This is a genomic window from Laceyella putida (assembly GCF_042665195.1).
GTDB classification, from domain to species: domain Bacteria; phylum Bacillota; class Bacilli; order Thermoactinomycetales; family Thermoactinomycetaceae; genus Laceyella; species Laceyella putida.
Map to the genome: position 1 here is coordinate 244,116 of NZ_JBHTBW010000019.1, position 12,833 is coordinate 256,948.

General features: G+C 51.3%; 11 protein-coding genes. 9 read left to right on the plus strand and 2 right to left on the minus strand.

Annotated features, from left to right (window positions below; genetic code table 11):
- The first annotated feature begins 106 nt into the window (after window positions 1-106).
- The 8 genes from ptb to lipB all read left to right on the plus strand — a co-directional run bounded on the left by ptb (window position 107) and on the right by lipB (window position 8,807).
- Complete coding sequence (gene ptb / locus ACFQNG_RS07560) at window positions 107-1,021, plus strand: phosphate butyryltransferase (RefSeq protein ID WP_379864287.1); 915 nt, start codon at window positions 107-109, stop codon at window positions 1,019-1,021.
- A 17-nt stretch (window positions 1,022-1,038) separates the two neighbouring features.
- Window positions 1,039-2,133: a Leu/Phe/Val dehydrogenase gene (locus ACFQNG_RS07565; RefSeq protein ID WP_379864288.1), complete on the plus strand. Its 1,095-nt coding sequence runs from the start codon at window positions 1,039-1,041 to the stop codon at window positions 2,131-2,133.
- A gap of 26 nt (window positions 2,134-2,159) precedes the next feature.
- A complete protein-coding gene (buk, locus tag ACFQNG_RS07570; RefSeq protein ID WP_379864350.1) occupies window positions 2,160-3,278 on the plus strand; it encodes a butyrate kinase in 1,119 nt (372 codons plus the stop codon).
- Window positions 3,262-4,686, plus strand: a complete 1,425-nt coding sequence (gene lpdA / locus ACFQNG_RS07575) for a dihydrolipoyl dehydrogenase (RefSeq protein WP_379864289.1) — start codon at window positions 3,262-3,264, stop codon at window positions 4,684-4,686. The genes buk and lpdA overlap by 17 nt, the downstream gene beginning before the upstream one ends.
- Before the next feature lie 18 nt (window positions 4,687-4,704).
- Complete coding sequence (locus tag ACFQNG_RS07580) at window positions 4,705-5,694, plus strand: thiamine pyrophosphate-dependent dehydrogenase E1 component subunit alpha (protein ID WP_379864290.1); 990 nt, start codon at window positions 4,705-4,707, stop codon at window positions 5,692-5,694.
- Window positions 5,695-5,711: 17 nt separating this feature from the next.
- On the plus strand, window positions 5,712-6,695 hold the full coding sequence (locus ACFQNG_RS07585; protein WP_379864291.1) for an alpha-ketoacid dehydrogenase subunit beta: 984 nt from the start codon (window positions 5,712-5,714) through the stop codon (window positions 6,693-6,695).
- 20 nt (window positions 6,696-6,715) lie between these two features.
- Window positions 6,716-8,038 carry a dihydrolipoamide acetyltransferase family protein gene (locus ACFQNG_RS07590; RefSeq protein ID WP_379864292.1) on the plus strand — a complete coding sequence of 441 codons (1,323 nt, stop codon included), beginning with the start codon at window positions 6,716-6,718 and terminating at the stop codon, window positions 8,036-8,038.
- A 118-nt stretch (window positions 8,039-8,156) separates the two neighbouring features.
- On the plus strand, window positions 8,157-8,807 hold the full coding sequence (lipB, locus tag ACFQNG_RS07595; protein WP_379864293.1) for a lipoyl(octanoyl) transferase LipB: 651 nt from the start codon (window positions 8,157-8,159) through the stop codon (window positions 8,805-8,807).
- 272 nt (window positions 8,808-9,079) lie between these two features.
- On the opposite strand, the gene ACFQNG_RS07600 is transcribed toward lipB, so the two are convergent.
- Window positions 9,080-10,534, minus strand: coding sequence for a hypothetical protein (locus ACFQNG_RS07600; protein ID WP_379864294.1), 1,455 nt, complete (start codon window positions 10,532-10,534; stop codon window positions 9,080-9,082).
- Between the two features lie 136 nt (window positions 10,535-10,670).
- Entirely contained in the window at window positions 10,671-10,847 is a 177-nt protein-coding gene (locus tag ACFQNG_RS07605) for a hypothetical protein (protein ID WP_379864295.1), read from the minus strand.
- Window positions 10,848-11,194: 347 nt separating this feature from the next.
- On the opposite strand from ACFQNG_RS07605, the gene ACFQNG_RS07610 reads away from it, so the two are divergent.
- Window positions 11,195-12,823 carry an acyl-CoA mutase large subunit family protein gene (locus tag ACFQNG_RS07610; RefSeq protein ID WP_379864296.1) on the plus strand — a complete coding sequence of 543 codons (1,629 nt, stop codon included), beginning with the start codon at window positions 11,195-11,197 and terminating at the stop codon, window positions 12,821-12,823.
- Window positions 12,824-12,833: the final 10 nt, after the last annotated feature.

Here is a 12,833-nt window from a genome sequence, read left to right on the forward strand (position 1 = left end):
TGGCATTGCATTTGCATATATGGTATTGCGACCGACTAATCAGAGAAAACTATTTTTGACCCAAATTAAAAACAGACAAATATAGTCGGAAAAAGAGGTGTGTACGGTGATAAAAACATTTGAAGAAGTGGTTAAAAAAGCGGAATCCTTGCCTTCTGTCGTCGTGGCGGTGGCCCAAGCCGCGGACGAGGATGTGCTAGAGGCGGTACGTGAAGCAAAAGAGCGCAATATTGCAGACTTTCTGCTGTTTGGAGATAAAGATACCATCCTTTCCTTAAGCCAAAAGATAGGCTTGAAGGTGGACCCGGCTGCGATCGGGCATGCCGAGTCGGATGCGAAAGCCGCTCAAATGGCTGTATCCGCAGTGCGTGAGGGCAAAGCAAATGTTGTGATGAAAGGCATGATCCAAACGGCCGACTTCTTGAGAGCGGTCCTTAACAAAGAGAACGGTCTGCGCACGGGTAAAGTGCTAAGCCACGTGTCAACCCATGAAGTGGCCGGATATGATCGGCTGATCCATGTGACCGACCCAGCTTTAAACGTGGCACCGACATTACAAGAAAAAGCGCAAATCGCCCAAAATGTGATCGGTTATTGCCAATCTCTCGGCAACGCTGAACCGAAAGTGGCTGTATTGGGTGCGGTAGAAGTAGTTAACCCCAATATGCCCCCCACTTTGGATGCGGCGGCCCTGACGCAAATGAACCGACGCGGTCAAATTAAAGGCGGCATCATCGATGGGCCGTTTGCCTTGGACAATGCGATCTCTGAGGAAGCCGCAAAGCATAAAGGAATCAAAAGCCCAGTGGCGGGTGTGGCGGATGTCTTGCTCGTACCAGATATTGAAGCAGGCAACATGTTATACAAGTCGCTCGTTTACTTTGGTAAAAGCAAAATTGGAGCACTGGTGTTGGGAGCTGCCGCACCCATCGTCTTAACCTCCCGTGCGGACTCTCCAGAAGCGAAGATGTACTCCATCGCATTGGCGGTTTTGCAAGCAGCTAGTCAAAAACGCGCGTAATTGAGGGGGAAATACACATGAAAATCTTCGAATACATGGGGAAATACGATTACGAACAATTGGTGCTTTGTCATGATGAACAATCGGGTTTAAAAGCGATAATCTGCATTCACGATACCACTCTGGGGCCGGCTCTTGGCGGCACCCGGATGTGGACATATGACACGGAAGAAGCGGCCATTGAAGACGCGTTGCGCCTGGCTCGCGGCATGACTTACAAAAACGCCGCGGCGGGTCTCAACCTGGGTGGGGGCAAAACGGTCGTCATCGGTGATCCGAAGAAGGATAAGAGTGAAGCCCTTTTCCGAGCGTTGGGTCGTTATATTCAAAGCTTGAATGGTCGGTATATCACTGCGGAAGATGTGGGTACCACCGTGGAAGATATGGACACCATTCGCGAAGAAACCAAGTTTGTCACCGGTGTTTCCCCTGCCTTCGGTTCCAGCGGGAATCCATCTCCTGTGACCGCGTATGGCGTGTACAAAGGAATGAAAGCGGCTTCTAAAGTTGCCTTTGGTGACGATTCCCTCAAAGGAAAAGTCGTCGCGGTGCAAGGTGTGGGACATGTCGCGTATAACCTGTGCAAACATCTGCATGAAGAAGGCGCCAAGCTCATTGTGACCGACATTAATCAGGCCAATGTGGATCGTGCCGTGCAGGAGTTCGGCGCGGAAGCGGTAAACCCTGACAAAATTTACGATGTTGCGTGCGATATCTTTGCTCCGTGCGCACTCGGCGCTATCATCAACGACGAAACCATCGAACGCTTGACTTGCAAAGTGGTGGCGGGAGCGGCCAACAACCAGCTCAAAGAAGAAAAGCATGGGGAAATGTTGGAGCAAAAAGGGATCATCTACGCGCCTGACTACGTCATCAATGCGGGCGGCGTGATTAACGTCGCGGATGAATTATACGGTTACAACCGTGACCGGGCGATGAGAAGAGTGGAAACGATCTATGATAACATTCTCAAAGTGTTTGAAATTGCGAAGCGCGATGGAATCCCAAGTTACCAAGCGGCTGACCGGATGGCGGAAGAGCGTATCGCGGCGATGCGGAATACGAGAAGCACCTTCTTGCGTAGCGAACACAGCATCTTAAGCCACAGATAATACAGCGCAGAAGAAACGGAGTGTTGATGGTGGAACCGATTCGGGTTCTCGCGATTAACCCAGGGTCAACTTCAACCAAAATCGGGGTGTTTGATGACGAAAAGCCCATCTTGGTTGAAACGTTGCGACATGATCCAGATGAAATCGCGAAGTTTAATGATTTGTTTGACCAATATCCATTTCGAAAACAAGTGATCTTGGATACCCTTGACAAAGAAGGGATGAATCTGACGCGGTTGGATGCGGTTGTGGCGCGTGGCGGGCTTTTGCGTCCCATTCCGGGAGGAACGTATGCGGTGAGCCAACCGATGTTGAATGATTTGCGTTCCGGTGAATATGGTGTGCACGCTTCCAACCTGGGAGCGATCATCGCGCATGAGATTGCCACGCAACTGAATATCCCCGCTTTTATCGTGGACCCAGTGGTTGTGGATGAGATGCAACCGTTGGCCAAGATTTCGGGCATGCCCGCCATAGAGCGGCGAAGCATTTTCCATGCATTGAACCAAAAAGCGGTCGCCCGCCGGATTGCCAAACAGAACGGGACGAGTTATGAACAAGTGAATTACATTGTTGCCCATATGGGAGGCGGAATCACCGTCGGTGCGCATGCCAAGGGACGCGTCATTGATGTGAACAACGGTTTGCATGGGGATGGTCCGTTTTCGCCTGAACGGGCGGGCAGCATTCCGGTCGGGGATTTGGTGTCACTCTGCTTCTCGGGCAAATATTTTGCCGGGGAAATCATGCGGATGGTTGTGGGTCGTGGCGGATTGATGGGTTATTTGGGAACGACCGATGCGCGTGAAGTGGAAGAGCGCATCCAACGGGGCGATGAAAAAGCCAAACGCATCTATGAAGCGATGGCGTATCAAGTCGCCAAAGAAATCGGCGCTTGTGCGGCCGTGTTGGAAGGAAAAGTAGACGGCATCATTTTAACGGGTGGCTTGGCTTATGGGAAAAGTTTTACCCAAATGATCCAAGAGCGAGTAGAGTGGATTGCCCCTGTCCATTTGGTACCGGGTGAAAATGAATTACAAGCGCTTGTGGAAGGGGCACTGCGGGTTGTGCGCGGAGAAGAGGCAGCCAAGAGTTATCCACCTGTCGCAGAAAAAGTGGGGGTTACGCATGGCGGAAAATATTGATCTGGTTGTACTGGGCGCGGGTCCTGGCGGCTATGTTGCCGCTGTCCGTGCGGCCCAATTGGGGATGAAGGTAGCGGTTGTCGAAAAGGAGAAAGTGGGCGGGGTTTGTCTCCATAAGGGATGCATTCCATCCAAGACCCTGCTGAGAAGTGCAGAAATCTACCAACACATGCAACACGGAGAAGAGTATGGCATCCGTGTGGGGGATGTGACCCTCGATTTTGCCGGTGTGCAAGCGAGAAAAGAAAAAGTGGTGAGCCAACTTCATAAGGGTGTGCAAGGACTGCTCAAGAAAAATAAAGTAGATGTTTATGAAGGGTTCGGGCGGATTTTAGGGCCTTCCATCTTCTCGCCGCAGCCGGGAACGATTTCGGTGGAGAAAGAGGATGGCAGTGAACCGACGATATTGGTTCCGCAATATGTCTTGATTGCGACCGGTTCACGGCCACGCACGCTGCCGGGATTGGAAGTGGACGGAACCTATGTGATGAACTCGGATCACGCTTTGCAGATGCAAGAATTGCCGCAATCAATCATTATTGTGGGCGGTGGCGTGATCGGGATCGAGTGGGCGTCTATGTTGAGCGACTTTGGCGTCGAAGTGACCGTGGTTGAGTTCGCCGACCGGATTTTGCCATTTGAAGATGAAGATGTGAGCAAAGAGATGACGCGTTTGATGAAGAAACGCAAAGTCAAAGTGCTGACCAAAACGAAAGTATTGTCTGAAAGCGTTTCCATAGAAGGCGGAACGGTTACATTGCAAGCGGAATCAGGTTCCGATGTGATCACTTTATCGGCGGAAAAGGTGCTCGTCTCTGTGGGGCGGCAAGCCAATATCGAAGATATCGGGTTGCATAATACCGCGATTGAGACGGAAAAAGGCGTCATCAAGGTGAATGAGTTTATGCAAACCAAAGAAAAGCACATTTATGCGATCGGCGATGTCATTGGCGGATACCAATTGGCCCATGTGGCTTCACATGAAGGGATTCTGGCGGTGGAGCATATGGCGGGGTTGGATGTGCATCCGATGAATCCGCTCCATGTTCCGCGTTGCACCTACAGCCGTCCTGAAGTGGGAAGCATTGGACTCACCGAAGCCGAAGCGGTGGCGCAAGGATATGAAGTGAAAGTGGGCAAATTCCCCTTCCGCGGTGTGGGCAAGGCGCTTGTATATGGTGAAGTGGATGGCTTTATCAAGATCGTTTCCGATGCGAAGACAGACGACTTGTTGGGGGTGCATATCATTGGCCCGCACGCAACGGATATGATCTCGGAAGCGGGATTGGCCAAAGTGCTTGATGCCACCGCTTGGGAGATTGCGCAAGTGATCCATCCTCACCCGACCTTATCGGAAGTTTATCTGGAGGCGGCATTGGCGATGGACGGCAAAGCGATCCATGGGTGATAAAAGGAGGAACGTGCAATGAGCGAACTAAACCATCAACAGTTAGGGTTGAGCGATCAGCAAGTGCTGGAAATGTATCGCACCATGCTGCTGGCTCGTAAAATCGACGAACGCATGTGGAAATTGAATCGCGCCGGTAAAATTCCCTTCGTGATCTCCTGTCAAGGGCAAGAAGCGATTCAGGTAGGCGCGGCTTTTGCGATGGACCGGGATAAAGACTGGCTCTGTCCGTACTATCGTGACTTGGGCATGGTGCTGGCCTTCGGTCAATCGGCCAAAGACCAAATGCTGTCTGCTTTTGCGAAAGCGGAAGACCCCAATAGCGGTGGGCGCCAAATGCCTGGACATTACGGTGATAAGCGTTTCCGCATCCTGACGGGTTCCAGTCCGGTTACTACGCAAGTGCTTCATGCGGTTGGCATTGCGTATGCGGGAAAATTGGAAAAGAAAGACCATGTCGTGCTGACCTCTTGCGGTGAAGGGTCGAGTAACCAAGGGGATTGGCATGAAGCATGCAACTTTGCGGGCGTGCACAACTTGCCGGTCATTTTTATGGTGGAGAACAACAAATATGCGATCTCTGTTCCAGTCAGTAAACAAGTGGCTGGAGGCGAGATCTGGAAACGTGCGGAAGGTTACGGATTCCCTGGGGTACGCGTCGACGGAAACAACCCGCTGGAAGTGTACAAGGCGATGAAAGAGGCTGTGGAACGGGCCCGCCGCGGGGAAGGACCGACTTTGATTGAGGCGGTGGCTTATCGGTTGGTTCCACACTCCAGCGACGATGATGACCGTGCTTACCGGAGTCGGGAAGAAGTGGAGGAAGCGAAGCAAAATGACTCCTTGATTCGATTTAAAGACTACCTTGTGGCACAAGGCGTGTTGACGGAAGAGAAGGAACAGGAGCTGCTTGCCGAGATTAACCGGGAAGTGGATGAGGCGACAGAATATGCGGAACGAGCGCCATATCCAGATCCGCAAGAGACGTATAAGCATGTGTACGCTTAAGGCAGGAGGAGAGAGAAATGCCCGTAATTTCATATATTGACGCCGTAACACAGGCATTGATGGAAGAAATGAAGCGCGATCCACGCGTGTTTGTGCTGGGTGAAGACGTTGGGGTACGCGGTGGGGTTTTCCGTGCGACCGCTGGGCTCATCGAAGAATTTGGCGAGGATCGGGTATTGGATACGCCACTGACCGAGTCCGCGATTGCGGGAGTGGCGATTGGTGCGGCTGCGTATGGGATGCGTCCGGTGGCAGAAATGCAATTTGCCGATTTTATTATGCCGGCAGTGAACCAAATTATTAGCGAAGCAGCGAAAATTCGTTATCGCTCCAATGGGGATTGGCAGTGTCCTCTAGTGATTCGCGCTCCATATGGGGGTGGTGTTCACGGGGCACTCTATCACTCGCAAAGTGTGGAAAAGATTTTTACAGGTGTGCCGGGATTAAAAATCGTCATGCCGTCTAACCCCTATGATGTGAAAGGGCTGTTGAAGGCGGCGATTCGCGATGAAGACCCTGTGCTCTTCTTTGAACATAAACGGTGCTATCGCCTGATTAAAGGGGAAGTGCCGGTTGAAGATTATACCGTTCCCATCGGGAAAGCCGATGTAAAACGGGAAGGAACCGATGTCACGGTCATCTCTTACGGGTTAACCCTGCATTTTGCCCTGCAAGCGGCTGAACAATTGGCTCAGGAGGGGATCAGTGTGCATGTGCTTGATTTGCGCACCTTGGTTCCGCTTGACAAGGAAGCGATTCTGGAAGCTGTTTCAAAAACCGGGAAAGTCTTGGTGGTTCATGAAGATAACAAAACGGGGGGCTTTGGAGGAGAAGTGGCTTCCATCATCGCAGAAGAAGCCTTCTTTGAGCTGGATGCTCCGGTTAAGCGCTTGTGCGGTCCCGATGTTCCCGCCATGCCATACAGCCCACCGCTTGAGAAAGAATTTATGCTGAATCCAGACAAAATCGCAGCGGCGATTCGTGAACTGGCAGAGTTCTAGGCATACGGAGGAGGACAATGATGGCAACCGATATCAAGATGCCGCAACTTGGCGAGAGTGTAGTGGAAGGCACCATTGCGAAGTGGCTGAAAAAACCGGGCGATCGGGTGGAGAAGTATGAGCCGATCTGTGAAGTGTCCACAGACAAAGTGAATGCTGAAGTCCCATCGACGTTTGATGGCGTGATGGTGGAAATTATCGCCCAAGAAGGCACCACTGTTGAAGTGGGGCAATTAATTTGCCGCATTGACGCGGAAGGCGCGGCGGATGCTGGGCCCACCGCCGCCTCTGCGAATACGGCTGCTCCGGAAACGAGTGCGGCCGCCCCAACCACGGACGGGAAAACGGAGGGGGAATCTTCCGGCAAAGCTCGTTATTCCCCGGCGGTTTTGCGCCTGTCCCAAGAGCATGGCATTGATCTGACCCAAGTCAAAGGAACAGGGAAAGGGGGCCGGATCACGCGCAAGGATGTGTTGCAAGTGATTGAGCAAGGTGGCACACAGCCGACTGGGGCGACCACTGTCCAAGCACCGGTCAAAGAGACGGTTACCCCGGTTCCGACGGCACCCGTGGTTCAACCTGCGCCCACGGCTACTCCTGCTCCAGCACCAGCGGCTTCGTCAGCCGCAGGTACCGTGTTGGAAAACGGTGACCGTGAGATTCCGGTGACCGGCGTGCGGCGGACGATTGCGCAACGGATGGTGCAGAGCAAGCACGAGGCTCCTCATGCTTGGACGATGATGGAAGTGGATGTGACGGGTCTGGTTGAACTGCGCAATCGCTTAAAACAAGAGTTCAAACAGCGGGAAGGCGTCAATCTCACCTTCATGCCATTCTTCATCAAAGCCGTGGTTGATTCCTTAAAGGAGTTTCCGCAGCTGAACTCCGTTTGGGATGGGGATCGCATCATCCTGAAGAAACGCATCAACATTTCCATTGCTGTCGCCACGGATGATGCCTTATATGTTCCGGTTATTCATGATGCCGACGAAAAGAGCATCCTCGGCTTAACCAAAGCGGTGCACCAGTTGGCCGAAAAGACGCGTGCGGGCAAGCTGGAGTTGAAAGATATGCAGGGCGGCACCTTCACGGTGAATAATACCGGCTCGTTCGGCTCGGTGTTGTCCGCGCCGATCATCAATCAACCGCAAGCGGCGATTTTGTCGTTTGAATCGATTGTGAAGCGGCCGGTGGTATTGAATAACAACATGTTTGCGGCACGCGACATGATGAACATCTGCATGTCGCTTGACCACCGCATCTTGGATGGCCTGATGGCGGGCCGCTTCCTGAAGCGCGTGAAAGAGCGGTTGGAAGCGTACGGGCCAAACAGCGAAATTTAACGAAAACGTTTCGACGTGATACAATAACAGAAGGAGCGGCCCATTGTGCCACTCCTCCCTTATCATTAGTGGCATCCTGTCATGGGGATGCCTTTTCGACATGGAGAAGGTGATTTAGATGAACTTTGCAGTACAACGTCTGGGATTGGCTCCCTATATGGAGACATGGGATAAACAAAAAGAATTGGTGCAAAGCATTGACCGGGGGCAACTTGACAATCAATTGCTGTTGTTGGAACATCCCCATACGATTACCTTGGGACGCGGTTCGCACCAGGAAAACATCATCTTTTCCGAAGATTATTATCGCGAGCAAGGAATCCACTTGGTGGAGATTGATCGCGGTGGCGATGTCACTTACCATGGACCGGGCCAACTGGTTGGCTATCCTTTATTCCATTTGGGAGAACGGGGGAACAACGCCCATGGGTACCTGCGGGATCTTGAGGAAGTGTTGATTCGCGCTTTGAAGCATTTCGGGATTGAAGCCGGTCGCAAGGAACCCTATACGGGTGTATGGGTGGGCGATGTGAAGATAGCGGCGATCGGCGTGAAGTTTAACCGTGGCCGCAACCGGCGCGGTTATATCACCAGCCATGGCTTCGCTTTGAATGTGAATACGGATTTGCGTTATTTTCAGTTGATCGTTCCGTGCGGCATTCAGGAGTACGGGGTGACCTCCATGCAGGAACAGTTGGGGAAACCGGTCGACATGAATGAAGTGATGGAGCAAGTGATCAAAAGCACGCGAGAGGTGTTCGGTTCTTAAGGCGCTCTCTCCCAAGTAGACAATGGGAAAAGCATGACGTTCCATGTTACTTGGGAGAGATTTTTTATTTAGACCCATAACCCGCTTTAAAACCGTTTTCCCATTCGCTTCACTTGTCCATCGGCGCTCATCGGGAAAAGGGTTTTCCGCCTTCTCCCAATGGTCAACTTGATTTGCCAGACACGCCCTAAACGATTGATTACTCCGGTGGTAAATTAAAGTCAAACGGCAAAAAAGTCCAAAAGGAGTCTCGACATGAGACTCCTTTTGCTTTATAACACATTTTTTTGTTTTGTTGCGTTGAATTGCTGCAATAGGGTATTCACTTTGCCCCAATAACATTGAAGGTTGGACTTAAAAGCGGCAAAGGTTGTCCTTACTGAAGGTCCGCCCAGTTTGGCAAACGGGTAAGGAACCTTCCCATGAAATTTAAACAAATAAAGTTCGCCACGCAGGTGGATCTGCTCTTCCATCACGGTGAAGCGGGTAGCCACAATCACCGTTACGTGTGGGGAAAGAGGGATGCGATGGAGAATGGCCTCGGCATGGGGCGAAAAATCTTTTTCTAACCAGGTCAATTTGCTTAATTCAGCCAGTTCGGCTTCCCTGGCCTTGATGCTCCGGGCGAGATGATCCATTTCTTCCTGAAGGCACCGTCGCTTGCGGGACAGGGACAAAATCTCACGGGCAAATGTGCGAAAAAAAGCTTGGTCCCTTTCGTGGCGGGCTTTTTTGCGGGAACGATAAAATCCCCACTCCGCCCCTTTTTGCGCCAACCTGGCCCACAGAGAAGGGGATGGCGCCGGGAGCCATTTTTCTCTGGAGGCTTTATATTTGGCTTGCTGCTTTCTCCATTCGTGTTCGGTTACAATCAATTGTTTTTGCAGCAACGGGAATCTTTGACTGATGGCGCGGATTTCCTGATTCAGGTCAGATACGAGGGAACGCCAGCGAGCGACATAATCATGCTGAACAAGCGGATAGTCTATGGATTCATGCCGCGTGTATTGCAAAAACGCTTGTTGAATGGCAGCGAGTTGCACTTGTGGATGGGGAAGGGTGATGAACCGGTTGCCGCTGATGGGTGTTAGCTGATGGGGAAGTGAGTGTATTTTCATAAAGAACTGGGTGCCTTGGGTATGTAGGAATCCGCAACAGGCGATATGGCGCCGATGAAAAGGGCGAATGGCGGCTTCAGAATATAAAAAGCGGGAAAGAATGAGCTCACAGGTATCACTGGGATGGTCGCCGGATAAGGTGATGCGGTGTGTGGTGGGTGTGGTGCGAATGCGCGTCACTTGACCCATTAAGGTGATGAGCTTACCCGATGTGGAGGGTAGTAGGTTCTTTAACTCCCTGAGGTCGGCCAATCCATAGATGAAGCGGGTAAGCGGAATGAGGGTTCCATCGGCGCATTGCACATGATAAGCGGTTGTTTCCTTGAACGCATGCAGCTTCATTCTGGAGAAGACGGCATAGAGCCATGCCATCCAGCGCTGATGCTCTTCGCTTTGCCATGCTTGGGTCGAAAGAGGCATCGACTCGTTTTGGTGAGCGGGTACGGTTAAGGGAATGACACCATTTAGATTTTGAATATTCAACGAATAATTCGCGTCTTTAACCGGATGGTTTCGTATCGCCCATGCAGGGAACCAATGGCGAAGCGGCAGAGTGCGAACTCCCTTCAGTCTTAGACTCCTTGGGTGGTGGCCAAACAAAGAACCCAAACAGGATATCCCCCTTCCACGAAAGACTGAAGAATAAAAGTTCTCACTTTTATTATAAATGAAATTCGGTTGCCGGCGGAGTTTTTTTTTGAGAAAAAGCTCCCATCTCAGTGACAGGAGCTTGCCTATGTAGGGACTATTGGATGCCTACGAATAAGTCATACAGGGACAACAGAGTTACGCCAAGCAATGCGAGCGTAAAGATGCCCCCGATGATGAAACCCGGTTTGTTGCCGATCTTTTTGTTATCGATCACACCGCGGATCGACAAGATGGTAATGATCACAAGAAGAGGTACCATAAAGTATTCCATTGCCTTTTCACCTGCTTTCTTCACGTCAGCACTTGGTCTAAGCGCTATCAGTAAATAGTATAATCGATTCATTTCCTGATTAACATACAATACCCTTATGAATTATAGAAAGAGATAGGCGCTCGTGGCAAGGGTTGAAACGAGAAGCGAAAGAATGACCAGATAAACCGTCACTTTGATCCAAGTTGGCTTCACGATAAATTCACCTCACAACACATTATTGTATCCAACCGTTGGGATATTGTCCATGAAATCGCCAGCATGCGAAAACTTCGTTCAAACAAACGTAATATTTGATATATTAAAAAGTGAAAGCGTTTCATTATGATGAGGGGGAGAACATTCAAATGGGAAATAAAAACGAGAACAAACAACGGTGGGAAGAAAAAACGGCTCGTTGGTTAGAGAAAGCGCCTGAACGAAAACCAACCTTCACCACCCTCTCTGGCATTGAGGTGGAACGGTTATATACCGAACATGATACACCAGAAGAATGGCCTGGTGAATTCCCTTATACGCGCGGCATCCATCCGACCATGTATCGGAGTCGCTTATGGACGATGCGCCAGTACGCCGGATTCGGCTCCGCCAAAGAGACGAACGAGCGTTTTCGGTATCTTTTGCGCCAAGGACAGTCGGGGTTGAGCGTCGCTTTTGATCTCCCCACTCAAATTGGGTATGACTCAGATGATCCGATGGCGCTCGGGGAAGTAGGGAAAGTGGGCGTGGCCATAGACTCTTTAAAAGATATGGAACAATTGTTTGCGGGGATCCCCCTTGATGAGGTGAGCACCTCCATGACCATTAACGCGCCCGCTGCGATCCTGTTGGCGATGGTGATCGCGGTTGGCGAAAAACAAGGGGTCAAACCGGCGCAACTGCGTGGAACCATCCAAAACGACATTTTGAAAGAGTACATTGCCCGTGGCACGTATATCTTTCCTCCCCAGCCGTCCATGCGCTTGATCACAGATATTTTTCAGTATTGTGCGGAGCATGTGCCGAAGTGGAACACAATCAGCATCAGCGGTTACCATATTCGCGAAGCCGGATCAACCGCTGTTCAGGAAGTGGCCTTCACCTTGGCCAATGGCATTCAGTATGTGAAGGCGGCCTTGGCGGCAGGATTGGAAGTGGATCAATTTGCCCCGCGTTTGTCCTTCTTCTTCAATGCGCATAATCACTTTTTTGAAGAAATTGCGAAGTTTCGCGCAGCCAGACGATTGTGGGCGAAGATTATGAAGCATCGTTTTCATGCGTCGAACGAGCGCTCGTTACAACTGCGTTTCCATACTCAAACCGGCGGATCGACACTGACCGCGCAACAGCCGGACAACAATATCGTGCGGGTCACCTTGCAAGCTTTGGCGGCGGTGCTGGGGGGGACGCAGAGCTTGCACACCAATGCCCGCGATGAAGCGTTGGCTTTGCCCACAGAAGAGTCGGCCCGGATTGCCCTCAGAACGCAACAGATTATCGCCCATGAGAGCGGCGTGGCCGATACGGTGGACCCCTTGGGTGGTTCGTATTACATTGAAACGTTGACGGATCAGATCGAACAAGAAGCGGAAAAATTGATTCGGCAGATAGATGAACTGGGGGGAGCGGTGCATGCCGTTGAACAAGGATTTATGCAACGGGAAATTCGCCGGGTGGCGTTGGAGACGCAACGCAAGATCGAGCGGGGCGAAGAAGTGGTGGTGGGGGTGAACCGATTTACGCTGGAGAATGAAACTGAGCCCCCTTTAATGCGTGTCAACCCCGCTTTTGCCAAAGAACAGATCACGGCATTACAAGCGTTGCGGGAGACGCGCAATCAAGAGGAAGTGAAGCGGACATTGGAGCGTCTCAAGCAAGCGGCGGCGGGGACAGAAAATGTGATGCCTTTTATTCTGGATGCGGTGAAAGCGTACGCCACCGTAGGCGAGATCTGTCATACGTTAAGAGGGGTATTTGGTGAATATAAACCAGTTTAGGGGGAGACGA

Excerpts from the sequence above, each read along its gene's own strand:
- ACFQNG_RS07585 (WP_379864291.1), top strand. The coding sequence starts at position 5,712 with ATGCCCGTAATTTCATATATTGACGCCGTAACACAGGCATTGATGGAA.
- ACFQNG_RS07605 (WP_379864295.1), bottom strand. The coding sequence starts at position 10,847 with ATGGAATACTTTATGGTACCTCTTCTTGTGATCATTACCATCTTGTCG.
- ACFQNG_RS07590 (WP_379864292.1), top strand. The coding sequence starts at position 6,716 with ATGGCAACCGATATCAAGATGCCGCAACTTGGCGAGAGTGTAGTGGAA.
- ACFQNG_RS07565 (WP_379864288.1), top strand. The coding sequence starts at position 1,039 with ATGAAAATCTTCGAATACATGGGGAAATACGATTACGAACAATTGGTG.
- lipB (WP_379864293.1), top strand. The coding sequence starts at position 8,157 with ATGAACTTTGCAGTACAACGTCTGGGATTGGCTCCCTATATGGAGACA.
- buk (WP_379864350.1), top strand. The coding sequence starts at position 2,160 with ATGGTGGAACCGATTCGGGTTCTCGCGATTAACCCAGGGTCAACTTCA.
- lpdA (WP_379864289.1), top strand. The coding sequence starts at position 3,262 with ATGGCGGAAAATATTGATCTGGTTGTACTGGGCGCGGGTCCTGGCGGC.
- ACFQNG_RS07580 (WP_379864290.1), top strand. The coding sequence starts at position 4,705 with ATGAGCGAACTAAACCATCAACAGTTAGGGTTGAGCGATCAGCAAGTG.
- ACFQNG_RS07610 (WP_379864296.1), top strand. The coding sequence starts at position 11,195 with ATGGGAAATAAAAACGAGAACAAACAACGGTGGGAAGAAAAAACGGCT.